The organism is Perlucidibaca aquatica, from assembly GCF_001676655.1.
GTDB classification, from domain to species: domain Bacteria; phylum Pseudomonadota; class Gammaproteobacteria; order Pseudomonadales; family Moraxellaceae; genus Perlucidibaca; species Perlucidibaca aquatica.
Map to the genome: position 1 here is coordinate 217,842 of NZ_LZDB01000002.1, position 26,158 is coordinate 243,999.

Sequence of the window (26,158 nt, forward strand, 5' to 3'; positions counted from 1 at the left end):
AGTTTTCACCGCGAACCCACCTCAATCGCTTTTGTGCCCACGGGCAGACTAATGAAGTCGCCATCCTGAGCAATCCGGATTGGGCCTTTGTAGCGCTCTTCAGCATCGGCCAGAAAGGCTTTTTTCAGGCCGGAAAGTGGCAGCGGCGGCACAATGTGATTCAGTAAAAGATAGCCAACCTTGGCTTCCTCGGCGACCTCTGCGGCCTCGGGCGGCGAGGTGTGATAGTTCAGAATATCGGTGAAAATTTGCTTGAGGTTTTGCCGACCTACGGCATCAGCACTGTCGTGCAGAATGCCCACGAGTGGCGCAGAGAGTGCTTCATGCACCAGCAGATCCACGCCTTGCGCGGCTTCGGTAACGGCGGCTGATTTGCTGGTGTCACCACTGATCACCACGCTGCGACCTTTGTAGCGAATTCGGTAGCCAACAGCCGGGTGCACGGGTGAGTGCGCTACGGCGAAGGCGGATATCTCCAGGTCTTTATCCTTCACAATGACGGCATGGCCCTGCGCTGGAACTTCGAACGATTTAGCAACGCCGCCAAAGCCCGTGCTGGGCATGATGTGATTGCCATGATGCGCTACACGATATTGATGATCTGGCTCATATGCTTGTAAGAAGCCTGCCACCACGGATTCAACACCTCGCGGGCCATAAATGGTGACGGGCTGTTGATTCGCGCTGGCACCCCAGCGTTGCAACATTAACTCACCCAAACCATCTATATGGTCAGAGTGGAAGTGTGTGAGAAAAACGGCCTCAATGCGGCCTGGGTTAAAGCCCATGGCGTTGATGTGGCGCGCGCTGCCGCTGCCGGTGTCAATCACGAATAAGCGCTGGCCCGCAATAATGAGGGTGCATGGCCCGGAGCGCAGGTCATCTGGGAAAGGAGCCCCAGCGCCACAAATGCCAATGTGCAAGCCATCGGCTAAGCCGTTCATGTTGTCGGTGCTCAGTCGTTTCGTGGCCACTTGCTTGACTAAGGCCAGACTGACCGGCACGGCTAGGAAGTGGTAGGCCACAGCGCCCGAGAGCAGGAGCGCTGCTGCTACGATAAGTTTTTTGGTCATGATGGAACCTTGTCAGTGACAGCTGTTTTCAACAATTCGTCAGCCACGACCCATAGACGGTCCTGACCCCAAGTACAGACGTTACCTACTTTGAAAGACGGCACGCCCCACAGTCCCAAAGCAAACATGTCATCGCGATTACGTTCGGCTTGAAGGCGCCAATTGTCATTTCGTAAGGCTTGTTGTGCTTCGATCCAGTTCAGGCCGGCACGCTCGGCAATGCGACGCAGGCCGCGATCACTACCGGCATTGATGCCTTCGGCCCATACGCCTTGCATAAAAGACATCACATAGGCTTCGCCGCGCCCAATACGCTCGGCATAGGCAATCAGGGCCAGGCCACGCTCCGTGGGCTTACCTACAGGGTCATTGATGCAGCCAAAAGGAATGTTGCGAACGAAGGCTTCGCGCGCGGTGTCATGGCTGATGTAGGACCGTTTATCGGCAGGAACTGGCAAGCCCCGCATGACCATGGGCAAGACATAACGCAGTTTTACGTTTGCCCCCGTTAAGCGCGCCAGCTCAAAAACGCGTGGGGCCACAATGGCTGAATAGGGGCTGCGGAAGGAAAAGAAGAAATGAATATCAGGCGGATTAACGCACGACACGGGTGCCTTAAGGTCGGCTGCGGGCGGAAATAACAGCGAAGTGACTGCGTGTTTTTGAACCGCTAAAGCCTGTAATCGCTGCTCTAGGTGATAAAGCCGATCAATGCCCCAATACCATTCACCGGCATAAAAAAACGTGGCACCCAAGTAATGCCCTCGCCGTGCGCGGAGTTGATTAGCGGAGGCTTTGTGTGCCGCCACGGCAGCTGAAGACGCACGAGGATATGTCATGTGTGAATCAAGTCCGGCGCAAAGATCGGCTTTGAACTGCCAGAGGTTTTTCGATACCTGTCCTGCGATTTTTGCAAAAGCCTCGGCCTCGTGATTGGCCACCAGCAGCGCACTGGCTTCAGCGATGGCTTCGGCGCTGGGTTGCCGACCCGCATCGCTAAATTCCAAACCATAGTGTTTGGCTAGGCGCGCGGCATCGAGGCGGCTGTAGGCAATGAGCTTGTCGCGTTCAGGCGCGGCCGAATCGGGTGGGGCATCCACAATATGAACGTTCAGAGCGATGTTGTAGCGTGCAAGCAACTCGGGCAGCGCGCCGGCAGTCAGTACGCTATAGGGGTCATCGACCTGATGAAAGTAATGCACGACGTGGGGCGCATCTTTGGCAATACGCAGACGTTCAGCGATGGCGCGTTTGGCGAGTAGCCGCTGGCGCGAAAAAAGCTGACGGCTAATCAGCGGCATTAAAAGTGTTTTGAGTGACATGGTGTTCAATCTGCCTATTATTTTTATGTGGGCAAAATGCCACGTTCAAAAACGTGTATTAGCACCATGACAGATTGTTTTTTTTAAGGCAACCAATGGTTTAGCGGAAAATGCCGCTGGCGCAAAATCATAATTTTATGGGCGAAAATGATGCCCGCGCAGCGTTTTCAAGGGCCGGTTTTGATGCGTTTAGCTGTTTTCGTGCTGTGCTTTGTGTCGGTACTGCGTGGGTGAGCATTCCATTTTGCTGCGGAAGGCTAGGGTGAAATTACTTTGATGGCGATAGCCCAGGCGCTCTGCGATATCACTTAAGCGCAGGTTGGTATTGCTTAAATAATGCTGCGCAAGCTCCAGGCGTACTTCATGCAGTAGTTCGCGAAAGGGCAGGCCGGCTTGTTGTAGTTGCCGCTGCAGGGTGCGCCCACTCATGTTTAACTGCGTTGCAATAAAGTCGATGTGCGCGACTTTCTGACCTACTCGATGGCGTAAATGCTGCCGCACTTGGGCGATTAAGTCCTGATCGTCCAAGGCGATTAATTGCCGCTGTAGAAACGCATCGTGAAGGGCGGCAATGGTGGCGTCAGCACCAGGTACAGCTTCGTTTAGCGCATCCGCATGAAGGTGAATGGCGATGCAATCGTGGCCCCAGGAAAGCTGTTCGCCAAATAGGTTCTGCCACGGGCGGATATCGGCGGGTTGCTGGCGCATAAGCTCCACGCGCTGCGCCATCAGCGGCTGCGGGATCAGTAAGCGAATAAGTTGAAACGACGCGCCAACATAGGCCTCAACACGGCTTTCTTCGAGCAACTGTGGAAAGGCAAATCGCGTACGAAAGGTCAGTGTGTCGGGACTTTCGGCACTGAGGTCGAAATACAAGGCATCGGTCATGAGGCGAGAGAACTGCGTCATGCGCTCTAAAATCTCACCCAAATGGCGGCTGCTCAGCAGGGCCTGCCCCAGTTGCGCCCAATGTTGGGGGCGGAAGTGTTGTGCCACCAATAAGCCCGCCTGTTCGCCCAGTCGGGCGTCGGCCAATTGCCAAAGCGGCACCAGCCGATGCACCGGGTGACGCATTTGCGCAAAGTCGTCTTGTGCGCGCAAATGCATGAGCTCCAGCAGGGTGTCACGCGTGCATCCATCGGCCTCCAGGACCTCAAACAACGCGACGACCCAACTGCCGTGGATATGCATACTAGGGCGAGGGTACGCCGTCGGCTGGATTTGCTTCTTGATCGGCTAAGCACGCTGCAAAACGCTGCTTGGGCGTGCGGTTAGGCTGATCGAAAATCTCAGGGCGACAGTAAGTCGTTTGCGGTGCGAACTCGCCCATAACCTCGTTGATATCGGTGCCTTGAGGTACGCGCTTAATGGCTTGCGGGTAGTTGTCATCCACGAGCATCTGGCGATATAGCAAGAGGCCATCAGGGTATGCACCCCAAGGTAGCCAGGTAATGCCTTGCGCGGTTGTGGCGTGTGTGGGGCGTTCGGCCGTGTCGGAAACGGCAACCGTGAAGTAGCCATCGGCATCTAAAACAGTGTCTTTGTCGGCACTGCAATCGGTGTAACGCTGAGTGAGAAATTCATTTTGGCAAATAGACCAGTAGCGCATTTGCTCTTGACCAAATGTCACGCCCTTTTTATCGCGGAAGCTGGGGGCTTTTGCACGCAGTAAGAACAGGTTGCCATAGCGTCTGGCAAAGGCCGACGTGGTGTAATCATTGTGAACATTGCTCAGGAAGCCACCACCCCCGGTAGTAGGCAGGGCGGGGAATTGACTGGCCTGTTCAGCAATCCCTAGTTGATCAATGATCATGTTCATGGCGGTTTGCGGCAGTCCGTAGAACGGGCGTGTTTTAGCGGGATACACCGCTGTTGGAAACGGCAGCGCGAGCTGATTGGGGTAGTCGGTCTGGTTAATGAGTTCATTAAAGCCGAAGTCAGGCAGGAGCCCCCCAAAGCTAGGTAAAAATGGCTCGCTACAGGTGGGTAAGGTGGCAATGGCTTGCCCAGTGCTCGATTCCAAGGTGAGTATAGGCAGTGCCACGCCACCGTCTTGGCGCTCACCGCTGGCTAAGTAGGTGCGATAAATAATGGGCACCACAGGGCCATTCGGGAGCTGCACAGGACCTGCACCAATCGCGCCACTGTAAAAGCTATTGGCAGCTCTCTTTTCCGGCGCAGCGCCGAAGTTCAGGAAGGCGGTATAGCGACCGCCAGGACTGGCGCCAGCTTCAGTGAAGGGATTTCGTGAGCCCGCTTCCGGGATGATTTCTCGGTCGGCAATAGCATCAGTCGGGCGCAACGCCAGATCGTAACTATTAAACGAAAAGTAGCGTGCCTTTGGGTATATGCCTTCAATACGCAAACGATTACCGGGTGTCATGGGCGCTAAGGCGACCCAATAACGCGCGGCCTTATCGGGAAAGGCGATGTTGGCGTTATCGGCATCGGAGGCTGCAATCCAGCCACAGCCCAAGCCCTTGAGGGTATCGGCATTAGTTGCCGAGGATTCCTCTTTTGGTGAGTCATTCTCAGTGGGTTCAGAGCCACCCAGCATGGACATGAGGCTGGCGAGTGGGCTTGTGCTCGATTCCGGGCTTGTGGTTTCTGTAGTTTTTTCTGTACTACCAGAGCCGCAACCTAGGAGCGTAAAGCTCAGGGCGATAGTGGCAAGGCGACGCTGATTCGTGCGGTGCATATTGTTCTCGTGATACCGACGCTAAAGTGCCAGAATCGTACTAATGCGCTTGTATTAATGCAAGTGCATTTTATTAGCGCTTTGCTTGTGGCAGACTAGCGTCATTCTCTGGTTGAGTATTCTTTGTGAGCGAAACTGCTGCTGTATACCAGCAAGACACTGCGTTAGCCGAACCTGCAGAAGGGCGTCAGGCGCTCTTAACGGCCGCGCTAAAAAGCTTTGCCGAGCATGGTTTGAATGGCGTTTCTTTGCGCACCATTACCGCGCAAGCGGGGCAGCTAAATCAGTCGGCCATTCGATATCATTTTCGTGACAAAGAAGGCTTGGTGGCTGCTGTCTTGGCGGATGTCATGGCGGCGTTGGCGCCTCATCAGGCACAAGCTTTAGCGCAGTTAACGGCGCGGGGAAGTGAGCGTCCATGGACCATGCGTGAGCTCACGCAGGTCATGTTTCAGCCCTTCCTCATGGTGTATTTAGGTGGGTCTATAGGGCTGCAGCGGATTCGATTTTTGTCGCGCCTGACCTGGCAAGAAGGTGGCAAAGGGCAGGCGATGTTGGTGTCGGCAGTTCAGCCGTATTTCTTGCAATACACCGCGACACTGCAGGCTCTTGCACCGCATAAGTCCGAGGCCGCGTTGGCGCTACACACCTACCTGACAGTGAATACGCTGATTCATGGTCTGGCCGATGCCTCTTTACTTCAGGCGCATCCCGTCTTTGGCTTGGATACCTTGCACGAGACCCAACCCGGCGCCTTATTGGACTACTTCTATGACTATCTGGCGGGCGGCTTAGCGAGCAGCTGAGTTATTGCCTAGCCACGTCATGCGATAGGTTTCTGCGCCATCTTGATGGGTGATTTGTAGCGGCAAAAACTGCTGCTTAGGGTCTAGCCATAAGGTGGTGATGCGCGAGCCTTCGGCGTTGCGACGCTGGAAAACGCGAACCGGAATAGTCTGCTCGGCCACGGCCAGTGTCTCGGCGGGTAGTTCCGTCAAGGTGATAACAGTCACCCCTTTAATATCGGCCAAGGCGTATTGAGTTTGGGCTTTGCCAGTCAGCAGTAAATCACTGCGTAATTGGGCTTCTAGGCTCAAGCTATCAATCAGGTTGGCTTGGTCTGGGTATTGGCGCACTTTACCTTTGCGATCGGTGGTGGCCACTTGGCCATCGCTACCGCGCAAAATGCGTACGGTTTGCGGAAAAAACAGTAATTGCAGCTGCCGCTGATAGCTCTCAAATTGCACCTTGCCAGCCTTCCATGCGAACTGGCTGCGCTCATCTAAGGAGCCTATGCCGGGCACACTGGCTGCGGTGTGCAGGCTGCATACTTGCTGCTGACAACTCAAGCTTCGAGTGGCATCGCCACTGAGATTGCCATCCCAGCTGAAACGGTAGCGATGACTGCTGGCCGACACGGGGAAGTCGTTGGCGTTGGCAACGGCATTGGTAGCGCTAGCGATGGTGTCCGTTGTGCTGGCGCTGGCGGGGCTGATGGTGTTGGCTGGCTGGCTAGCACAGGCCACTGAAAAGGGTGTTATTACAGCAATGCAGACTAGGCCGCGAAATAAAGACATGACAACTCCGTGGCACGAGGCCGGTTGAGACATTACGTCGCGAGCTGCTGAGCGGCGATTAAGGGCTGACCATCGAAGTAAATTAGACCCGCATTCAATGTCAGGCGCTGCTGGGCAAGCCAAGACAACACCGTTGGATAAAGTCTGTGCTCGGCAGCGTGAACGCGCGCAGCAAGCGTTTCCACACTATCGTGGTCTCTAACGTCAACCACGGCTTGCGCGATGACCGGGCCGCCGTCTAATTCGGGCGTCACAAAGTGTACGGAGCAGCCATGAATGCGGTCGCCGGCATCCAGCGCTCGCTGGTGGGTGTGTAGGCCTTTGTATTTGGGCAGCAGGGACGGATGAATATTGATGAGTCGCCCCTGTAGGGCATTAACGAAACCGGGGCTGAGGATGCGCATAAAGCCCGCGAGCACCACGACGTCGGCCTGCCAGGCTTCAATTTGTTTCAGCATGGCGGCATCAAATTCAATACGGTCGGCAAAGTCGGTGTGCGCTAAAACGGCTGTCGCAATGCCCGCGTGTTGGGCGCGCTGCAAGCCATAGGCATCGGCTTTATTGCTTAACACACCCACTACGCTGCCCGGAATACTGACCGGTGCCGTCGCCGTGGCGGCTTGGCCGCAGGCATTCAAAATGGCTTGAAGATTGGAGCCTGACCCCGAGATCAAGACGACCATACGGAATGACATGGCTCAGGCTCCTGTGTTGCGATACCGCAAAGGTTAGGCAAACACCACGGTCGGTTCGCTGTGCGTGGACGGCACGATCTTGCCGAGCAGCCAAGCGTCGTCACCGGTGGATTTAAGCTGAGCAATAGTGGCTTCAACTTGATCTGCTGGCACCACAACCACCATGCCCACACCGCAGTTAAAGGTGCGGTACATCTCGAAACGCTCCACATTGCCCTGGGCCTGCAGCCATTGGAACAGCGGTGGCCAGTTCCACGACGATTCATCAATGACGGCATCGCAGCCTTCCGGCAGCACGCGCGGCAAATTGCCGGGCAGGCCGCCGCCGGTGATGTGCGCCAGCGCGTGTACCGGCAGCGCCTTAATCAGCGCCAGCATGGACTTCACGTAGATGCGCGTCGGCGTCATCACCACATCGGCGAGCGTGCGGCCATCTAGGTCCTGATTCAGATCGGCCCCGGAGACTTCAATGATCTTGCGGATCAGCGAATAGCCATTGGAGTGTGCGCCGCTGGCGGCGACGCCGATGAGCACATCGCCGGCCTTCACTTTCGAGCCGTCGATGATTTCCGATTTTTCCACGACGCCCACGGCGAAACCGGCGAGGTCGTAATCATCACCTTCGTACATGCCCGGCATTTCAGCGGTTTCGCCGCCGACCAGTGAGCAGCCGGCCTGCAGACAGCCTTCACCGATGCCGGTGACCACGGTCGCGGCGGTATCGACATTGAGATGACCCGTCGCGTAGTAGTCGAGGAAGAACAGCGATTCGGCGCCGCACACCACGATGTCATTGACGCACATGGCCACCAGATCAATGCCGATGTGCTCGTGACGATTGAGCTGCAAAGCCAAGCGCAGCTTGGTGCCAACGCCGTCGGTGCCAGACACCAGCACCGGCTGCTTATAGCCGGCCGGGATCTCGCAGAGTGCGCCAAAACCGCCGAGGCCGCCCATGACTTCTGGGCGCTTGGTCTTCTTCGCGACACCCTTGATGCGTTCGACCAGATGATCTCCGGCGTCGATGTCTACACCGGCATCTTTGTAACTGAGCGAAGGCTTGGCGTCTGTCATGGCTAAAAACTCGGCGGGTTGCGGCAAATGAGGCGCGCATTCTATCAGGACAGTGCTTGCCCGTCATGGCTCTGGCTACGCACAATAGCGACTCCTTGATATTCCATCGCATGAGTGCAGGATGTATGCATGAAAGATCGTAATCGCTGGCTGATCGTAGTAGCCCTGGCGACGCTTGCTGGCCTGCTCTATGCCTTGCAACCTATCTTGTTACCCTTTGTGGTTGGCGCGCTGCTCGCCTATCTCGGTAATCCTTTGGTGCATCGTCTCATGCGTGCCGGCTTTAGCCGCGTCATGGCGGTGAGTGCCACCTTCGCCACCTTGTGCCTAGCCGGCACGGTCACGCTGGTGCTGGTGCTACCGCGCTTGTGGGAGCAATTAGTCTACCTGGAGTCGCGCATTCCCTCCGTTTTGCGCTGGATGAATCGTCAGGGCATTCCGTGGCTGGAGCAAAGGTTGCGCGTCAACATTGATCGGATCGATATGGATTTGATCACGGAGTGGCTCACCGCCTTTTGGCGCGGTGCGGATGCCACCACCACCGACATGCTCACGCAAATTGCACAATCTGGCCTGCATGTGGCGGCCACGCTCGGTCTTATTGCGCTGATCCCGGTGGTGACTTTTTACTTGTTGCTGGACTGGGATGAGCTGGTACAGAAGTTACGAAACCTGTTACCGCGTCAATATGAGCCGCAATTGGTGTCGCTGGCAGAGGAGTGCGACAGCGTATTAGCGGCGTTTTTACGTGGCCAGCTCATGGTCATGATGGCCCTGGGCCTGATTTATGGCATAGGCCTGCAAATGGTAGGCATTAAGTTAGCGATGGTTATCGGCTTAGTGGCTGGTCTGGCCAGCATTATTCCGTATTTTGGTTTTACGCTGGGGATTGTCATTGCCAGCTTGGTGGCGCTATTTCAGTTTGGTTTATTTATTAAACCCTTGTTATTGGTGTGGGCGGTGTTTGGTATTGGCCAGCTCATTGAAAGTTGGATACTGCAGCCGTGGTTGGTTGGCGATCGCATTGGCTTACCGCCAGTGGGCGTGATTTTCGCCATCATGGCGGGCGGTCAGCTCTTTGGCTTTTTTGGCATGCTGTTGGCTTTGCCTGTGGCAGCCATCCTCGTGGTCTTGTTGCGCCATGCTCAGCGTCGCTATTTAAACAGTCATTGGTATCACGGCGGAGAGCCTCCGCTTGTCTAATTCGGACGATCTCTTCATGCCCGAGGAGCAGCTGCTGCTGCCCCTGCAGTCGCGCCAGGATGTGACCTTGGCAGATTTGCCCGCCCAGGCCTTTGCGCCGGTGCTGTCTGCGCTTGAGCAACTGATGTCGGGCGCATTAACGCAGCTGCATGTTTACGGCGAGCCTGGTTCTGGCCGTTCGCTACTGCTCTCGGCTGTTGCGGCAGAAGCGGCACACCGACTCGGCCAATGTATTTTGCTGCCTTTGCGCCAAGTCGTGTTTCTGCCCGCGGATATGTTGCAGGGTTTGGAAAGCTGCCCGCTGGTGGTGCTCGATGACATCGAGGCCGTGGCCGGTTGGCCGGAGTGGGAAGAGGGATTGTTTAATCTCTATAACCGCCTGCAAGAGCAGGGTGGGCGTTTGCTGGTCAGTGCCGCCATGATTCCGGCCGATCTGCCGCTGCAATTGCCCGATTTGCGATCACGCTTGGCGCGGGCCAGCGTGCATGTGTTGCCAACACCGGACGACGCCATTCGGCAGGAGTTGTTGCAGACCATCGCACAGCGTCGTGACTGGCAGTTGGAGCCGGAGCTGGTGCGCTATTTGATCGAGCGAGGACCGCGCGGTTTGGGGCGATTCACCACGATGCTCGACAAACTTGAGCAGCGTGCCCTACGCGAAAAGCGCGGTATTACCGTGCCATTAGCGCGAGCAGTATTGGGCTAAATGCGTGAGTCCAAGTTAGAGTGCGCCGCCCTGCGTGGCGCGCTTGGCTTTGACGAAGCGAATGGTCAACACAAACACGCCAACAATCAGCAGGCACTCAATCATGGCCAGTTGGCCTTTTAAGCCCGGGGCAAAGGCCGACAGCACGGCAAAAATGAAATACAGCATCAGCACATAACCCAACCAGGCGGCACTGCTGGCATTACCTCGGCGCAGGCCGGGCAAAAACCAAAGCAGGCCAATTGCCTGCACCAGCCAGACCACCAGTGACGCCAACAGTGACAGCTCGGTAAAGGCGACTTCAACGGCCATCCATACCAATAGCGCAATTAAGCTCCACACGGTGTAGCGCTGTAATTGCGCGGCTTGAACCTGGAGTAACTCGGCATCATTCATGGGTTTTGTCTCAGCAAATCGGTATTGGGTTGAGTTCGGTTTACGTCGTGGGGCGCATTTTTGCCCAGCGTGCCACACGGCGTCCGAGGGCCAGGCAGAGCGCGGCTTCATCGGGCGAGATGGGGTGCTGGCCATCACCACCGGCCCAGTGCGACGCACCATAAGGCGTGCCGCCGGTGCGCGTATTAAGCAAAGCCGGTTCGGCATAGGGTAAACCCACCAGCACCATGCCGTGATGCAACAACGGCAGCATCATGCTGAGTAAGGTGGATTCTTGACCGCCATGCAGTGAGCCGGTGGACGTAAAGGCGGCGGCAGGTTTGTCGATGAGTGCACCGTTAAGCCACAGCGGCGTCGTGCTATCAAGAAAGTATTTCAGTGGCGCGGCCATGTTGCCGAAGCGGGTCGGGCTGCCCAACAAGAGACCACTGCAATGGGCGAGGTCATCGAGCGTGGCATAAATATCGCCGGTGTCAGGAATCTCGGGAGCGGTCTGCTCACAATCGGCTGAAATCGCCGGCACGGTGCGTAGGCGAGCGCTCATGCCGGTGCTTTCAATGCCACGAGCAATGAGCCGAGCCATCTCGCGGGTGGCGCCTTGACGGCTGTAATACAACACCAAAATGTAAGGATCTGACATGCTTGCCTCGACAGCCACGGGTCTGGCGGGAATACTAGCGCGAAGCCACTGAGGATTGCTGCATGAAGCGTTCGGCACGACAACAATTCAGCACGATTGGGCATTTGCTGCGCACCGCCGGCCAGCACTTCCTGAGCGACAACTGTCGCGGGCATGCCGCTGCGTTGACGTTCACCACCTTATTTGCCGTGGTGCCGATGATGACGGTGGTCTTTACCGCACTGGCAGCGGTCCCTTCGCTGAAGCCCGTCAGTGCCGAAATTCAGCAGTTCATCTTCTCCAATCTGGTGCCCAGCACCGGCGAAGCCGTGCAGCAGCATCTCAGCGAGTTCGCCCAGCAAGCCAGTGAGCTCACGCTAGTCGGTATCGGCATGTTGTTTCTCACAGCCATCATGATGCTCGTCACCATCGAGCGCGCCTTTAATGAAATCTGGCAGGTGCGCGCGCCCAAGCAAGGCCTGATCAGCTTTCTGCGCTACTGGGCGGTGCTTAGCTTGGGGCCATTCCTGCTCGGGGCCGGCTTTGTGCTGTCGTCGTATTTGATGTCGCTGCGTGTGCTCAGCGATACGGTTGATATGGTCGGCACTGTGCTGCCTGGGGTGGGTCTCATTCCGCTGTTGTTTACGGCGCTCGGTTTCACGCTGCTCTATACCGCTGTTCCGAATTGCCGCGTGCCTTGGCGCGCGGGCTTGATCAGTGGCTTTGTGGCGGCCTGCTTATTCGAGTTAGCCAAACGTGGCTTCGGTATCTTTGTCACGAGTTTTAGTTCGTATGAGTTGGTTTACGGCGCGTTCGCTGCTTTCCCCGTGTTCCTGCTGTGGATTTATCTGTCATGGCTAATCATTTTGTTTGGTGTGGAGCTCAGCCGAAGTTTGGTGCTGCATGATGTGGAAGCGCGTCCGTCGCAGCATCCGGTGCTCGCGTTGATGACGCTGTTGCAGTGCTTAAAAGCACGCCATCACGAGGGCATGGGACTGAGCGAAACCGAAATCATGCGCATCCTGCAACGCAGCACACAGTGGGGCTGGTCACAATGGCAAGACTGGCTGCTGACGCAGCGGTATATGGTGCGCACGGCCGATGGCGATTTTCGTTTAGCGCGGGATTTGAGCCAGGTTGATATTGCACAGCTCTTGCCCAGTTTGCCTTGGTCCTTGCCAGCTCCAGACGCACTCAATCCCGATGAAACGCTGGACCGATCGCAGCCTTGGCGAGTGGCTCTGCGGGATTGGTTGGCGCCGCTGCACGTGGCGAGTCAACGCCCGCAATCACTTAGCGCACTACTGCAGGGTGAAACCTTGCCCTGTAGCGAAAAAATGGAGGCCGGTCATGGCACTAACCCTCGTCACGCCTAGCGCAGAGACACGAAAAACTCTGTACTTACGGCGCGATCAACTGACGCTGACGGCATGGTTGGAAGGCCCAGAGCACGCGCCCTTGGTCATGTTGGTGCATGGTTTCCCAGACACCCCGCACGGTTGGGATGGCGTGACGCAGGGCTTGCTTGCGGCGGGTTATCGGGTGTTAAGGCCTTGGCTTCGGGGCTATACGCCCAGTTCGGTGCACCCCGATGCCGATTACGATGCCTATGCCGCCAGTCTGGATTTATTGGCGTGGCAGCGTGAAATGGGTGGACTCCCCATCCATCTGGTCGGGCACGACTGGGGCGCTATTGCGGCAATGGCGGCGGTGGCGAATCAGCCGGCCGCTTGGCAATCCTTGAGTATTTTGGCTATTCCACCGTTTCAGCGCGTTGAGCGTGCCTGGCGCTTACTGCCCGCGCAATTAAGAAATTCCGCTTATATGTTGGAGATGCAATCGCTGAATGCCGTGCAAGGTGTTCGTGCCAACGACTGTGCGCGCTTGCGCGAGCTCTGGCAGATTTGGTCGCCGGGCTGGGCGTTTACGCCTGAACAGTTCGCGCCCGTGCAACAGGCGTTTCTAGAGGCTGATGTGGCTTGGGCAGCAACACGGTATTACCGAGCGCTGTTTACCCCGTGGCGAGGTAATACCCGCACGCTCTACGCCTTAGCCAGACGTGCGCTGAACGTGCCGACACTGGCGTTGACCGGCGCTTTGGACGGCTGTATGCAGGCAGATTTATTTAATGTGCTAGTGGACCCGACCATGTTTCCGGCGGGCATTACTTGCCAGCGTCTCAATGATTGTGGGCATTTTTTGCAAGCTGAACAGCCCCAGGCGGTGGTGGCGGCATTGCTTTCCCATTTAGCCGCACGCCGCTAGCTGCGGTTATACTCGAGTCCACATTTTCCGCTAACCCATTCGATCGTTCCGATGGAGCTTCACCCATGACCGTCATCAAGAAAGACGACCTCATCCAGAGCGTCGCCGATGCCCTGCAATACATCTCCTACTACCACCCGGTAGACTTCATCCAGGCCATCAACGCCGCCTACGAGCGTGAAGAAAACCAGGCGGCCAAGGATGCGATGGCGCAGATTCTGATCAACTCGCGCATGTGTGCCGAGGGTCATCGCCCGATCTGCCAAGACACCGGCATCGTCACCATCTTCGTCAAGGTCGGCATGGACGTGCGCTGGGATCTCGGCGACCTCAGCCTCGATGACGCCATCAACGAAGGCGTTCGCCGCGCCTACCTGAACCCGGACAACGTGCTGCGCGCGTCGATCCTGCGTGACCCGGCCGGCAAGCGCACCAACACCAAAGACAACACGCCAGCGGTGATCCACTACAGCATCGTGCCGGGCAACAAGGTCGACATTACCGTCGCGGCCAAGGGCGGCGGCTCCGAGAACAAGTCGAAGATGGCCATGCTCAACCCGTCCGACAGCATTGTGGATTGGGTGCTGAAGACCGTGCCGACCATGGGCGCCGGCTGGTGCCCGCCGGGCATGCTAGGCATCGGCATCGGCGGCACCGCCGAGAAGGCCGCGCTGCTCGCCAAGGAATCGCTGATGGACCCGGTGGATATCCAGGAGCTGATCGCCCGTGGCCCGTCGAACCGCATCGAAGAGCTGCGCATCGAGCTCTACGAGAAGGTCAACGCGCTCGGCATTGGCGCTCAGGGCCTCGGTGGTCTGACCACCGTTATCGACATCAAGATTCTCGACTACCCGACCCACGCCGCCTCGCTGCCGGTGGCGATGATCCCGAACTGTGCCGCCACCCGTCATGTGCATTTCGAGCTGGATGGCTCCGGCCCTGCCGAACTGGAAGTGCCGAAGCTGGAAGACTGGCCCAAGCTCACCTTCGATGCCTCGAAGTCGCGTCGCGTCAATCTCGATGACATCACCCCGGAAGAGATCGCGTCGTGGCAGCCGGGCGAGACGCTGCTGCTCACCGGCACCATGTACACCGGCCGCGACGCCGCGCACAAGCGCATGGTCGAGATGTTCGCCAAGGGCGAAGAACTGCCGGTGGATCTGAAGGGCAAGTTCATCTACTACGTCGGCCCGGTCGATCCGGTGCGCGACGAAGTCGTCGGCCCGGCCGGCCCGACCACGGCCACCCGCATGGACAAGTTTACGGAGACGGTGCTGGCGAAGACCGGGCTGTACGGCATGATCGGCAAGTCCGAGCGCGGCCCGGCTGGCATCGCCGCCATCAAGAACCACAAAGCGGTCTACCTGATGGCCGTGGGTGGCGCGGCGTATCTGGTGTCGAAGGCAATCCGCAAGTCGCGGGTTGTGGCGTTTGAAGACTTCGGCATGGAAGCGATCTACGAGTTCGTGGTTGAAGACATGCCAGTCAGCGTAGCGGTGGATGTGACCGGTAACTCCGTGCATGAGACTGCGCCGAAGATCTGGCAGGCGAAGATCGGGAAGATTCCGGTGACGAACTGAGCTTTATTGTTGTGATGGACAGGGAGGTTCGCATCAGCGGGCCTCTTTGTTTTCTGGCGTATTGAGGTTATCTTGACGAAATGCGTACTCCAGCCGAATTGACAGTCTTCAAGGTTCAGCAAGCCATAGGCTCCATGGCTATTGAAGGCATTCGCCTGTCTCCCAAGACTCAGCATGTCATGCTTGAAATAGCCAGCGGTCAGGTATCGGCCACTGAAGTGAAGCAAGCCTTGATTGCGCAGTACAAGCAGAAAGCCTCTGCATGACCGTTGCAGCGGGCTATGAGCATTACGACATTCAGGATGAAGATCCTTACCTGATTCCCGGCTCTACTTGTTTGATTAATAGCTTGGGCATCACAGACACTCAACTGCTCAACGAGGCTGAAGAAAAAATCAGTGCTGCCGCGTATGCTGAGTTGATCCAGTCACCTGCTGTGCCAACCTTTGATCTGCATCATTTGTGCCTGATACATCAGCGGTTGTTTGGTGACATCTACCCTTGGGCGGGCATACCGCGCTATACAGAAATTGCCAAAGGCGGAGTTCTATTTTTGCCTTACCGTTTGATTGAGGCCAAGGCAATTGAAGTATTCGATGATTTGCATGCTGAAAATCTTCTGCGCGATCTGCCCATGGCCGATTTTGCAACGCGAGCAGGGTATTTTTTGGCGCGTATCAATGCCATGCACCCGTTCCGCGAAGGCAATGGCAGAACACAGCGCATTTTGCTGGATCAGCTGGCTGAACTTTCTGGGTTCGCATTCGCATGGTCGGCTATTTCTGGCGAACAGATGGCAATGGCATGTCGCGCAGCGCGTCAACATGAAGCGGACTTCAACAAGCTGAGTCATTTGTTACGACTGCACATCATGTTGATTTGAAGCACAAAGCTAGGGGCTACTCAAATTTGGGAAAATGTCGGCTCACCGCCACTTTGACTTGGCTCGCAGGCCCTAAGCAAGCCACGCCAGGTTAGGTATCATTCTTTCTCCTTAGCGCCGTCAATCGACTGCCGCAACTCATACAGCTGGTCGAGAAGCTGTTGAAGATCGCTCAACAACTCGTCGAAGCGAGGCGGCGGCGGAAGACTTGCGTTGACTGGAATTGGAGTAAGCGCGTGCGCTGGCTTTTCAGACATAGCCACTTTCATTCCTTCGGCCAAGACACCGATTCCAAAAATGTCGCCGGAGATTCGGACGATTATGTCGACGCAAGTACCTGGCATGAATCGGAAGCCGTCACGCTGCAGAAGTTCCGCATACCGTTCTTCAATGGATTTGGCGATTTGCGCGAGCGCGAGCGTGGGGCGGCCACCTTCACTGAGCATTTCCTTGGCATAGCCAACCCTTGCATGCAGATCCTTCGTGATCGCGATCAAGTGATGGGTTGTTCTAACAAGCTCTTGCCGCCTGTCGTCTTCTCTGAGGATGTGGCCATTTGAGATCAGCCGATTTGCCATCCGGACAGCGACCAAGACCGATAGAAGCGGAACAACTTGAGGCAGCAATGGCCAAAGCTCTTGATGCCGGCACTCGTAAATCAACATTGCTCCACGTAGGGCAAAGGCGAGCAAGAAGGCGATCACCACATACGTCAACGCGTCTATGTCGCGGTCACTTCGCTTGTATGCGGCTAAGAGCGTTTCGATCATGAGTACTTGATCCTTAACCTGTTGTTAGGTCTTGCCTCACAGGAGCCCCTGAACTGCAGTGGCAAGCTTCTGCAGAAAATCTAGATTTACAGACGCAGCGCTCTGCTCGTAAATGTATCGCCACTCCTCAAACGCATTTGCTACGGTAGCCAACTCTCGCTTGAAGTCGACGTCTGTAAATCCAACGGCTGCAATCAGGGCTGCCTGCTCGCTGCCATTCAATTTTCCGAATAATTTCTCAAGGTTATGGCTCTTAAACGTGTCATCTCTTCTGAGCAGAAGTGTTTTCATGCCCAGTTCAACGGAGAAGGCAGCCGAAACAATAGCAGGCACAACCAAGAACTCTATTTGAGCTGGACCCACTTGCCGCTGCTCCATGCAGCGCTGGAATGCTTTGTAAAACGACAACGATGAATTTTGTGTTTGTCCAATGTTCATGATGTTTCTCCAAAGACCTAACTTGGTTTGTTCCGCAGCATTACGGCGTAATAAGTTTCGCCTACTATATCAATCGGAGAGAAGAGCAATGCCTTCAATACCTTGGTACAACAGACACAGCACTCCTTCCCGACAAATACCGCAAATTCTCTGGCCTTGAGCATGCCAGCAGGCTGCAATCGGAGCAACCAGCTAGATATATCGTAAAGGCCGCCGATTCAAAGCAAGCGCTCATGTGAGCGCTTGCTTTCGAACGCCTTTCAGCCCGCCAATCGATATCGCCGCTCTTCACAAATCACCATACCTAAGTCCTGCAATGCATCCAGCACGGACTGAACCGATTGCACGGGTGAGCGCTTGTAGTGGTTCGCGACTTCTTCAATAGTCTGTTGACCTGTGCTGAGAGCCAATCGTACTGCAGCCACTTGCTCGCGCATCTGCTTCGGCCAGGCTTGCTTGTTTGTGCTAGCAGGGATTGGCGCGATGGCGTCATCGCTTGTTTCTTCAAGATCAGCCTCTTGCTGAACGGGTGTGTGATGGGCCGAGGGGTTTTGATATTCAGGCCTCAGCCAACGCACATGGCCCTTGGCTTCTTCGGCAGCGCGTTCAGCGTTTAGGGCAACTAAACGGCGTAGCAATTCTTCCTCGGCTTCGGCCTGTGCTTCAGATTTGTCTGGCAGCGGCGTGGTTGCGCCGGGCAGGCCGACCAACTTGTCGGCCAAGTCATCCCAGCCATAGGCGGTGAACACGGCGCGGTCGAGTTCGTCGTGCAGTTCGCGCAGCACGGAAACCAAACCCTGCTCGTGGATGGTCTTGTCTTTGGCGGACAGAGCCTCGCCGCTACGCAGCTTTTCCAGCACATTGTACATGCCGGTCAGCGTCAGTTCAGGATGTTGAGCTTGTTGGCGTTTACGGTGGGCATCTAGGCGCACGGCCAGGTCGCGGACTAGCGTCTGCTGCTCGACGCTGGCATCAGGAAACGGGAAAGTTTCAAAACAATCAGTATGGTTATAGGTTGAGTCATTACCGATACCTAACCATGCTCCCGATGACATTGCCCAGGTTACGTGAACTCTTGAAGTTAAGCACCCAAGTTCATATCCGGTTTCAATAGCAATAACAACGATTTTACTCTCTGCAATTATTTCGCTACTGAGTAGCTGAAAAACGCGGTGCTTGGCAGTTCTAGTTGTAGCTACGTAGTACTGAAGTCCAGAAATCGCATCTCGAAGTGTTTGACCAGATCGCCTAAATAGCCACCAGTTTTCAGCAGTACGATTCTCCCTGTTTAAAGTTCGCATATCTTTAACACGGTCATAAACCAACTGGTAAAGCTGTGGATACTCTATGCTCAAATTTGTATTGTTAAGCCCGTGAAAATCTAAGACGTAATACTTAATTGCACCATCAACTAGTTGGCTGCCATTCAAATATGGTTTAAGCACTTTATATGTGCCCGGAATTGCTTCAAGTAAAATTCGAGCCTGCTCTTTATCGACAAGAAAACCTTGATTGCCAAGCTCAAACCCTTTTAGAGCTATTTTTTTATTTGATGCTAAGTGAGAAGCGCCAGCCACATCTGCTCCAACCTTCAAGTCAGCAAATAATCGACCATGCCGTTCCTGTAAATTAACTTCAATCTCATCTTGGCTTAGTGCATTGCCGAACTCCTCTCGTACCAGCAGTAGCCGGCCACGCTCGGAGCTCACGTAGCCAACCGTCATCGCAATTCGCACAGCGGCACCATCGGCCGAATCCACCCACGGATGGTCAGGAATGGCAAAGGCCAGCGACAGCGGATTCTTGGCACTTAACTGCTCTTGAATTACGCGGCGATTAAAAGTCTGGCGAATGCTGTTGGTGGTAATAAAGCCGAATCGCTTGGCCTGTCCAGCGCGCACACTTTCGGCGGCAATGTGCCACCAATACATCACAAAATCGGCAGATTCTGGCACGGCCTTCCAGGTATTGCGCACGGCATCCACATAGCCATCACCCAAGGCGCGGCGCATGGTGGATGCGCCAATAAACGGCGGATTCCCCACAATATAATCCGCTTGCGGCCACACCGCTTTGCGCGGGTTGCGATACACAGACTGCTCCACCTGCGCCGATTCATCGGGCACCGGCTCGCCGGTAATCGGGCTGGTCTTGGTGGTCAGGCCATCCCAGCGCGTCACAGGTTTGCTCGTGTCGTCGCGCAGTAGCTCCACCGAGTCGTAGCTCAATAGGGCATCGCGGCTTTCGATGTTCTTGAAGTCACGCAGCACCGGCTCCGGCGGGTTCACCGCGCCGAAGGTGCGGAAATGCCATTGCAGGTAGCCAATCCACAGCACAATTTCGGCGATGCGCGCGGCGCGCGGGTTGATTTCCAGCCCCAGAAACTGGTGTGGGTCTACCGTTACGCCTTGCAGCTCCAGCAGGCCCTGCGATTCGCCCAGGTCATGCAGCAGGTTCAGCACTTCGCCTTCCAGGCGCTTCATGTGCTCTAGCGTGACATACAGAAAGTTGCCGCTGCCGCAGGCGGGGTCCAGCACGCGCACGGTACACAGGTGGTGGTGGAAAGCGCGCACTTCGGCCACGGCGTCTTTGTGCTTGTTCAACGATTCATAGGTCAGGGCGGCGGCCTGCACTTCCTGCCATTCGGCGCGCAGCGGTTCGATGACCGTGGGAAACACCAGCCGCTCCACATAGGCACGCGGCGTGTAGTGCGCGCCCAGCTTGTGCCGCTCGCGCGGGTCTAGCGCACGCTCTAGCAGGGTGCCGAAAATGGCCGGCTCCACATAGCGCCAGTCCGCCTCGGAGGCTTTCAGCAGCAAGGCGATTTGGTCGCGATTCAGCGGGATGGCATGCGCTTCGGCGAACAGCCCGCCGTTGAACTTGAGCACGGTGGTTTCCAGCAGCGGCGAGAAGCCGCCCTGGTTCATGGTTTGCCACAGGTGCTCGACCATGGGCGCGAAGGTGTCGGGCTTGTGCTGCAGCTTGTGCAGCAACTCCGTGAAGCCGCGCTCCGGCAGCAGGCCCACATCTTCGGCGAACATGGTGAACAGGGCGCGCATGAGGAAGCTGGCCACGAGCTGCGGTGGGTGGCCGCCGCCTTCCAGCGATTTCGCCAGCTTGGCGAGCTGGTCGGCAATTTCGCGGGTGACTTTGGCCGAGCGTCGCGCCGGGTCCAGCGCCATCGGGTCGGTCCACACGGCGCGCAGGCGTTCGCGGATGCCTTCGTTTTGCAGGTCTTCCAGCCGAATGCGATGGCTGCGTGCATCGGGGTAGGGCGTGTAAGTGGCCCCGGAGCGGCTGAATTCGGCATACAGTTCAATGTTGCGACCCACATCCACCACCAGAATGAACGGTGGCCGGCCTTCATCGGCGGGCAGGGCGCGGGCGTACTGGTCGGCCTGGTTGTGGGCCTTGAGCATGGCTTTGTCCCAGCCTGAGCTATCCAGCGTTTTGCCGGTTTGCTTGGCTTCCAGCACAAAGCTGCCGCGTTTGTAGAGGTCGATGAAACCGTTGTTTTCGCTACCGTCCGGCTGCTTGATGATCACGCGGCGCTCGAACACATAGGCGTTGTCGCGAGTGTCATCGCCGGCCGGCTCGGGTAGCGGCAGGTCGAGCAGGGTGCAAAGTTCGGTTAGAAATAGCTGGTAGTTGGCGCGTTCAGTGCCGCCGGCTTGCTGCCAGCGGGCCATGAATGTAGGTAGTGCGTCCTTCACATGCTGCTCCCTGAGTTATGTGGCCGACTATAACGGCTGGCAAGCTCACAGAGGTAGCCTGTCGGAAATGTTGCGGCGATACGACCGTTAACGAGCGATCCCGAGAAACACCAGCAATGCCCGCTCCACCGCCACCAGCGTGTCTGCTCCCACGGTACCGAATGCCGGCCCCAGTTTGTCGCGGCGCACTGTCACGGCCTTGTCCACCATGATCTGCGAGGCGGCTTTCAGGCCATTTCGCGCATCAGGCAGCAGAGGAATGCGGAATAGTGGTGAGTGCGTGACCGTGCTGGTCAAGGGCAGTACGGTCACGGAGTCCAGCGCGGTGAAAGCATCAGCTTGCAAAATCAAGGCGGGGCGGGGTTTGCCAAAGTCGCCGGATGTGACAATGGTCACCAGATTGCCGCGCATCAGGCAGTCCAGTGGTCAATGTCGGAGAGCGCATCATCGAGCAGAGTATCTAGTTCGTGATCGCCTGCATCGGCCTGATTGGCGAGCAGGCATTGCTGCCGCGCGATGTCGGCAAAATCTGATCGACGAGTATCCATGACCCAGAATTGCACCGGGCGAAGCCCAGCTTCACGCAGCGCATCGCGATGCTTCTGCACGCGCTGATTGATAGGTTGGTTGGCCATGATGAGGCTCCTGTTGTGTTTCATGTAACATTCTGGCGCAGAAGTGGTGTTACATGCAACATGTGCTGGCGGTTCAATAAAAGGTATAGACTGCTGATTCATGTTTCGCTAGAGCGAGGGGTGCGATACTTCATCGTCATTCGCGCCTCCTTGTTCCCGCTACTGCAGGAGCTTGACCATGTCCGATATCGACAAAGTTTTCTCCGGCTCAATTCCGGCCATCTACGAGTCTCATCTCGTCCCGCTGATCTTCGAGCCTTACGCGGCGGATCTGAAGCGGCGCGCAGGTGCCATGAACATCTCCCGGATACTGGAAGTGGCGGCGGGCACCGGCGTGGTGACGCGAGCGCTTGCCAGCATCCCGAACAAAAACATGATCATTGTTGCCACTGACCTCAATCAGGCCATGCTCGACCAAGCCGCTGCGGTAGGCACCGCACGACCTGTGCACTGGCAGCAGGCCGATGCCATGGCCTTGCCGTTCAACGATGGCGAGTTCGACGCGGTCGTCTGCCAGTTCGGCGCGATGTTCTTCCCGGACAAAGCCAAGGCATTTTCCGAAGCGCGTCGCGTGCTCAAGCCGGGCGGCATCTTCGTGTTCAATGTGTGGAACAGCCTCTCGCACAACGAGTTCGCCGACACGATTGCGACGACGCTTGCGGCCGTCTTCCCGGACGATCCGCCGCGATTCCTGTCACGCGCACCCTACGGCTACCATGACCGCTCGATCATCGCGCAGGACCTTGCGGCCGCCGGCTTCACCAAGTCACCTCGAATAGAGACCATCACGGCGCGCAGCCGGGCACCATCGGCCCGCGAGCCTGCCATTGCCTACTGCCAGGGCTCGCCCCTGCGCAGCGAGATCGAAGCGCGCGATGCTTTGCGACTTGGCGAGGCGACCGACAAGGCGGCCGCTGCACTTGCGCAAAGGTTTGGGCCGAATGCCGTGGATGGCAAAATTCAGGCGCTGGTTGTGACTGTCGAGAAGTAGTGATTTCTGGCGACAAGCGCAGGCTTTTTTGGCTTGCCGCAGCGAGCTCGTCTTTGCTGTACTAGACTTCTTAAGCATTAGGACGCAGCGGGCCAGTCCCGCTTGAAACGTCACGTTCAGTGACAATAGCTATCATCGGATGATACTCTTGAGCGCACATGAAGATCCGGGCATCACTACACTTGTGGACCTTCACGACCAGGTCATTGATCAGGGCAATGGCTACTGGATCAAGATCGAGGCTTGGCGTGTGGGGGCTTCCTCGGACATTCCGCATGGTGTCCGCTACTCGCTGACTCTGCACGAACCTTATGGTGGGCGAATTCTGGGCTATGACAACGCCCATGCCGTCAAGCCACCAGGCAAGTTCAAGTATGCGGGGACGCGGTTGCCCTATGACCACCGGCATCGGCATGTCAGTGACAAGGGCGTGCCCTACGCGTTTCGCGATGCCCATCAGCTGCTGAGCGACTTCTTCACGGAAGTCGATCGCGTGTTACAGGAGATCCGAGGATCATGAAAACCGTCGTGATTGGCATATTGCCGCAGGAGCGCATTCGCGAGCGCATGCTGGCGATTGCGAAGGGTGAGTACAAGCCCAAGCCGGGTGAGCCCAAGATTTGGTTCACCTCCATGCGTTCGCTGGCCGAAGTGCTGAGCGACGAGAATCGTGCGCTACTCAAGATCATCCAAGAGGCCAAGCCGCAATCCATCGCGTCGCTGGCCGAGCTTACGGGCCGCAAGCCTGGCAATCTTTCTCGTACGCTCAAGACTATGTCGAATTACGGATTTGTGGAGATGAAGCGAGAGAGTCGTCAGGTGCGCCCGATTGCCAAGGCAACCGAGTTCAGAATTGTGGCTTGAGCATCATCTGAACGCAGGTAGTGGGAACAGACGCTCGTCGCGTCTCTTTGTTTTTGAGCGTATTGGAGTTATCTTGGGCCCATGCGTACTCCAGCCGAATTAACAGTCTTCAAGGTTCAGCAAGCCATAGGCTCCATGGCTATCGAGGGCATTCGCCTGTCTGCTCAGACTCAGCGCACCATGCTTGAAATTGCTAGTGGCCAAGTCTCGGCCAGCGAGGTCAAGCAAGCCTTGATTGCCCAGTACACGCAGAAAGCCTCTGCATGACCGTTGTCGCGGGCTATGAGCACTACGACATTCAGGATGAAGACCCCTACCTGATTCCCGGCTCCACCTGTTTGCTCAATAGTCTGGGAATCACTGACACCCGGTTGCTCAACGAAGCTGAAGAAAAAATCAGTGCAGCCGCATATGCCGAGCTGATTCAGTCGCCGGTTGAGCCGACCTTCGATTTGCATCATTTGTGCCTGATTCATCAATGGATGTTTGGTGATATTTATCCTTGGGCTGGCATGCTACGCCATACGGAAATCGCCAAAGGTGGGAATCTGTTCCTGCCATATCGCTTGATCGAGGCTAAGGCGCTGGAAGTATTCGCTGATTTGCATGATGAAAGTCTTCTGCGAAATCTGCCCAGGACCGACTTTGCGACGCGTGCAGGCTATTTCTTGGGGCGCATCAATGCCATGCATCCGTTTCGCGAAGGTAATGGCAGATCGCAACGCATTCTGCTGGATCAATTAGCCGAGCTTTCGGGGTTTGCTTTCGAATGGACGGCCATTTCCGGCGAGCAGATGGCTTTGGCATGTCGCGCAGCTCGCCAGCATGACGCGGATTTTAGCAAGCTGAGTCATTTGCTGCGGCTGCACATCATTTTGATTTGAATCAATTTAGGTCGGCACATCGCTCGTTCTATACCTTCTTCAACACATAAGTGACGAGCCAGCGTTGAGCGCAAAAACCATACTTTTGTCAGTTTTGTGCATGACCACTGCGTCACAAGCAAGCTAATATCGCGCCAGACATTTCTCTATACGCATAACAAAAAAATCGGAGCGCAGCATGCAAAGCACAGTGGATTACCTGATCGTGGGTGGCGGCTCCAGCGGCTGCGCCTTGGCTGGCCGTCTCAGTGAGGATGCCAATGCTCAGGTACTGCTGCTGGAAGCTGGTGGTAAAGGTGATAACTGGCTGGTGAACACGCCGGCGGCGGTGGTGCTGATGGTGCCCAAGAAGTTCAACAACTGGGCCTTCGAGACCGTGCCGCAGCCAGGCCTGAACGGTCGCAAGGGCTATCAGCCGCGTGGCAAGGTGCTGGGTGGCTCATCGTCCATCAATGCCATGGCCTACATCCGTGGTCATCGCAACGATTATGATGAATGGGCGGCGCTGGGCAATGCCGGCTGGTCCTTTGATGAGGTGCTGCCGTACTTCAAGCGCTCCGAAGATAATCGCCGCATCAAGAATGAGCTGCACGGGCAGGGTGGTCCGCTGGTGGTCAGTGATCTGCAGACCGATAACCCGTTTCAAAGCCATTATTTGGAGGCTGCGCGCCAGGTCGGCTACCCGATCAGCGACGACTTCAATGGTGCCGAGCAGGAAGGTGTGGGCCTGTATCAGGTCACCCAAGAGAACGGTGAGCGCTGGTCATCGTATCGCGGCTACATCAAGCCGCATCTGGACACGCGCCCCAATCTGCGGGTGGAAACTGGCGCGCAGACGCAGCGCATCCTGTTCGAGGGCAAGCGCGCGGTGGGCGTGGAGTACAAGCAGGGCGGCCGCCTGCTGACCGTGATGGCGCGTAAGGAGGTTATTTTGTGCGCCGGTGCCTTCCAGTCGCCGCAACTGCTCATGCTGTCCGGCATTGGCGATGCCGCCGAGCTGCAGAAGCATGGCATCCCGGTCGTGCATCATCTGCCGGGCGTGGGCAAGAACCTCAAGGATCACCCGGACTTCATCTTTGGCTACAAGTCCAGCGACAGCAATCTGCTCGGCATTTCGCTCAAGGGCGGTCTGCACCTGTTCAAGCAGATCGCACGATACCGTCGTGAGCGCCGCGGCCTGGTTAGCTCGAATTTCGCCGAGGGTGGCGCTTTCCTGAAGACCAGCCCGGACTTGCCCGCGCCGAATATCCAGCTGCACTTCGTCATTGCGCTGGTGGATGACCACGCCCGTACGCTGCATCCGGGCCACGGTCTGTCTTGCCATGTCTGCCTGCTGCGCCCGCGCAGCACGGGCTCGGTGACGCTGCGTGACAGTAACCCGGACAGCCCGCCGCTGATTGATCCTCAATTCCTGTCGGACCCAGCGGATGTGGAGGAGCTGGTCGCCGGCTACAAGATGACCGAGACGCTGATGAAAGCGCCGGCGCTGGCGAAGTTCATCACCGAAGATCCGTTCACCGCTCATGTGCAGAGCGACGAGGACATCCGCGCCGTCCTGCGCCAACGCACGGACACGGTGTACCACCCGGTGGGGACCTGCAAGATGGGTATCGATGACCTGGCGGTGGTCGATCCTTCGCTACGCGTGCACGGCATTGAAGGCCTGCGCGTGGTCGATGCGTCGATCATGCCGACCATCATCGGTGGCAACACCAATGCTCCGGCCATCATGATCGCGGAGAAGGCGGCGGATCTGATCAGGCAGGGCTGAC

Annotated in this window: 28 protein-coding genes; 14 read left to right on the top strand and 14 right to left on the bottom strand. The window is 56.7% G+C overall.

What is annotated here, in order from left to right:
* Positions 1–5: 5 nt before the first annotated feature.
* The 4 genes from A8710_RS04635 to A8710_RS04650 all read right to left on the bottom strand — a co-directional run bounded on the left by A8710_RS04635 (position 6) and on the right by A8710_RS04650 (position 5,093).
* Positions 6–1,073: an MBL fold metallo-hydrolase gene (locus A8710_RS04635; RefSeq protein WP_068858334.1), complete on the bottom strand. Its 1,068-nt coding sequence runs from the start codon at positions 1,071–1,073 to the stop codon at positions 6–8.
* A complete protein-coding gene (locus tag A8710_RS04640) occupies positions 1,070–2,395 on the bottom strand; it encodes a DsbA family protein (protein ID WP_068858335.1) in 1,326 nt (441 codons plus the stop codon). The genes A8710_RS04635 and A8710_RS04640 overlap by 4 nt, the downstream gene beginning before the upstream one ends.
* 189 nt (positions 2,396–2,584) lie before the next feature.
* Positions 2,585–3,586 (bottom strand): helix-turn-helix transcriptional regulator, encoded by a 1,002-nt coding sequence (locus A8710_RS04645; RefSeq protein ID WP_068858336.1) that lies wholly within the window; start codon positions 3,584–3,586, stop codon positions 2,585–2,587.
* Between the two features lies 1 nt (position 3,587).
* A complete protein-coding gene (locus A8710_RS04650; RefSeq protein WP_068858337.1) occupies positions 3,588–5,093 on the bottom strand; it encodes a hypothetical protein in 1,506 nt (501 codons plus the stop codon).
* Positions 5,094–5,218: 125 nt separating this feature from the next.
* Here A8710_RS04650 and A8710_RS04655 point away from each other — a divergent pair, with 125 nt between their 5' ends.
* The gene (locus A8710_RS04655; RefSeq protein ID WP_068858338.1) at positions 5,219–5,899 is read left to right on the top strand and encodes a TetR/AcrR family transcriptional regulator; all 681 of its coding nucleotides are present in this window, start codon (positions 5,219–5,221) and stop codon (positions 5,897–5,899) included.
* On the opposite strand, the gene A8710_RS04660 is transcribed toward A8710_RS04655, so the two are convergent.
* Genes A8710_RS04660 through purM form a run of 3 tightly spaced genes read right to left on the bottom strand, consistent with a single transcriptional unit; the run spans position 5,885 to position 8,439 of the window.
* On the bottom strand, positions 5,885–6,670 hold the full coding sequence (locus tag A8710_RS04660; RefSeq protein WP_068858339.1) for a DUF3108 domain-containing protein: 786 nt from the start codon (positions 6,668–6,670) through the stop codon (positions 5,885–5,887). The two genes, A8710_RS04655 and A8710_RS04660, sit on opposite strands and share 15 nt — an antisense overlap.
* Before the next feature lie 32 nt (positions 6,671–6,702).
* Positions 6,703–7,365, bottom strand: coding sequence for a phosphoribosylglycinamide formyltransferase (gene purN / locus A8710_RS04665; RefSeq protein WP_068858340.1), 663 nt, complete (start codon positions 7,363–7,365; stop codon positions 6,703–6,705).
* A 33-nt stretch (positions 7,366–7,398) separates the two neighbouring features.
* The gene (purM, locus tag A8710_RS04670; RefSeq protein ID WP_068860582.1) at positions 7,399–8,439 is read right to left on the bottom strand and encodes a phosphoribosylformylglycinamidine cyclo-ligase; all 1,041 of its coding nucleotides are present in this window, start codon (positions 8,437–8,439) and stop codon (positions 7,399–7,401) included.
* Between the two features lie 129 nt (positions 8,440–8,568).
* Between purM and A8710_RS04675 the strand changes: the two genes are divergently transcribed.
* A complete protein-coding gene (locus tag A8710_RS04675; RefSeq protein WP_068858341.1) occupies positions 8,569–9,642 on the top strand; it encodes an AI-2E family transporter in 1,074 nt (357 codons plus the stop codon).
* Positions 9,635–10,348 carry a DnaA regulatory inactivator Hda gene (gene hda / locus A8710_RS04680; RefSeq protein WP_157686296.1) on the top strand — a complete coding sequence of 238 codons (714 nt, stop codon included), beginning with the start codon at positions 9,635–9,637 and terminating at the stop codon, positions 10,346–10,348. Before A8710_RS04675 ends, hda begins: the two co-directional genes overlap by 8 nt.
* A 15-nt stretch (positions 10,349–10,363) precedes the next feature.
* On the opposite strand, the gene A8710_RS04685 is transcribed toward hda, so the two are convergent.
* Both A8710_RS04685 and wrbA read right to left on the bottom strand, forming a co-directional pair.
* The gene (locus A8710_RS04685; protein ID WP_068858343.1) at positions 10,364–10,744 is read right to left on the bottom strand and encodes a DUF2069 domain-containing protein; all 381 of its coding nucleotides are present in this window, start codon (positions 10,742–10,744) and stop codon (positions 10,364–10,366) included.
* Positions 10,745–10,784: 40 nt separating this feature from the next.
* Positions 10,785–11,384 (bottom strand): NAD(P)H:quinone oxidoreductase, encoded by a 600-nt coding sequence (gene wrbA, locus A8710_RS04690; protein WP_068858344.1) that lies wholly within the window; start codon positions 11,382–11,384, stop codon positions 10,785–10,787.
* 62 nt (positions 11,385–11,446) lie between these two features.
* Here wrbA and A8710_RS04695 point away from each other — a divergent pair, with 62 nt between their 5' ends.
* From A8710_RS04695 to A8710_RS04715, 5 genes are all read left to right on the top strand, one after another.
* Positions 11,447–12,739, top strand: a complete 1,293-nt coding sequence (locus A8710_RS04695; protein ID WP_068858345.1) for a YihY family inner membrane protein — start codon at positions 11,447–11,449, stop codon at positions 12,737–12,739.
* On the top strand, positions 12,714–13,628 hold the full coding sequence (locus tag A8710_RS04700; protein ID WP_068858346.1) for an alpha/beta fold hydrolase: 915 nt from the start codon (positions 12,714–12,716) through the stop codon (positions 13,626–13,628). Before A8710_RS04695 ends, A8710_RS04700 begins: the two co-directional genes overlap by 26 nt.
* A 65-nt stretch (positions 13,629–13,693) precedes the next feature.
* Positions 13,694–15,208 (top strand): fumarate hydratase, encoded by a 1,515-nt coding sequence (locus A8710_RS04705; protein WP_068858347.1) that lies wholly within the window; start codon positions 13,694–13,696, stop codon positions 15,206–15,208.
* A gap of 80 nt (positions 15,209–15,288) precedes the next feature.
* Positions 15,289–15,474, top strand: a complete 186-nt coding sequence (locus A8710_RS04710) for an antitoxin VbhA family protein (protein WP_068858348.1) — start codon at positions 15,289–15,291, stop codon at positions 15,472–15,474.
* Positions 15,471–16,091 (top strand): Fic/DOC family protein, encoded by a 621-nt coding sequence (locus tag A8710_RS04715; RefSeq protein ID WP_082968666.1) that lies wholly within the window; start codon positions 15,471–15,473, stop codon positions 16,089–16,091. Before A8710_RS04710 ends, A8710_RS04715 begins: the two co-directional genes overlap by 4 nt.
* Before the next feature lie 98 nt (positions 16,092–16,189).
* On the opposite strand, the gene A8710_RS04720 is transcribed toward A8710_RS04715, so the two are convergent.
* The 5 genes from A8710_RS04720 to A8710_RS04740 form a co-directional block, all read right to left on the bottom strand.
* A complete protein-coding gene (locus tag A8710_RS04720) occupies positions 16,190–16,861 on the bottom strand; it encodes a hypothetical protein (protein WP_068858349.1) in 672 nt (223 codons plus the stop codon).
* A 36-nt stretch (positions 16,862–16,897) separates the two neighbouring features.
* Positions 16,898–17,299 (bottom strand): hypothetical protein, encoded by a 402-nt coding sequence (locus tag A8710_RS04725; protein ID WP_068858350.1) that lies wholly within the window; start codon positions 17,297–17,299, stop codon positions 16,898–16,900.
* A gap of 260 nt (positions 17,300–17,559) precedes the next feature.
* Positions 17,560–21,012, bottom strand: coding sequence for a class I SAM-dependent DNA methyltransferase (locus A8710_RS04730; protein WP_068858351.1), 3,453 nt, complete (start codon positions 21,010–21,012; stop codon positions 17,560–17,562).
* Positions 21,013–21,099: 87 nt separating this feature from the next.
* Positions 21,100–21,423 carry a type II toxin-antitoxin system PemK/MazF family toxin gene (locus A8710_RS04735; RefSeq protein WP_068858352.1) on the bottom strand — a complete coding sequence of 108 codons (324 nt, stop codon included), beginning with the start codon at positions 21,421–21,423 and terminating at the stop codon, positions 21,100–21,102.
* Positions 21,423–21,647: an antitoxin MazE family protein gene (locus A8710_RS04740; RefSeq protein ID WP_068858353.1), complete on the bottom strand. Its 225-nt coding sequence runs from the start codon at positions 21,645–21,647 to the stop codon at positions 21,423–21,425. The genes A8710_RS04735 and A8710_RS04740 overlap by 1 nt, the downstream gene beginning before the upstream one ends.
* Positions 21,648–21,825: 178 nt before the next feature.
* Between A8710_RS04740 and A8710_RS04745 the strand changes: the two genes are divergently transcribed.
* From A8710_RS04745 to A8710_RS04770, 6 genes are all read left to right on the top strand, one after another.
* Positions 21,826–22,638 carry a class I SAM-dependent methyltransferase gene (locus A8710_RS04745; protein WP_068858354.1) on the top strand — a complete coding sequence of 271 codons (813 nt, stop codon included), beginning with the start codon at positions 21,826–21,828 and terminating at the stop codon, positions 22,636–22,638.
* Between the two features lie 148 nt (positions 22,639–22,786).
* A complete protein-coding gene (locus tag A8710_RS04750) occupies positions 22,787–23,158 on the top strand; it encodes a toxin-antitoxin system TumE family protein (RefSeq protein WP_198341619.1) in 372 nt (123 codons plus the stop codon).
* Positions 23,155–23,502, top strand: coding sequence for an HVO_A0114 family putative DNA-binding protein (locus A8710_RS12390; protein WP_068858356.1), 348 nt, complete (start codon positions 23,155–23,157; stop codon positions 23,500–23,502). The genes A8710_RS04750 and A8710_RS12390 overlap by 4 nt, the downstream gene beginning before the upstream one ends.
* An 81-nt stretch (positions 23,503–23,583) precedes the next feature.
* Positions 23,584–23,769 carry an antitoxin VbhA family protein gene (locus A8710_RS04760; RefSeq protein ID WP_068858357.1) on the top strand — a complete coding sequence of 62 codons (186 nt, stop codon included), beginning with the start codon at positions 23,584–23,586 and terminating at the stop codon, positions 23,767–23,769.
* Positions 23,766–24,386, top strand: coding sequence for a Fic/DOC family protein (locus A8710_RS04765; protein WP_068858358.1), 621 nt, complete (start codon positions 23,766–23,768; stop codon positions 24,384–24,386). The genes A8710_RS04760 and A8710_RS04765 overlap by 4 nt, the downstream gene beginning before the upstream one ends.
* Positions 24,387–24,564: 178 nt before the next feature.
* Complete coding sequence (locus tag A8710_RS04770; protein ID WP_068858359.1) at positions 24,565–26,157, top strand: GMC family oxidoreductase; 1,593 nt, start codon at positions 24,565–24,567, stop codon at positions 26,155–26,157.
* Position 26,158: the final 1 nt, after the last annotated feature.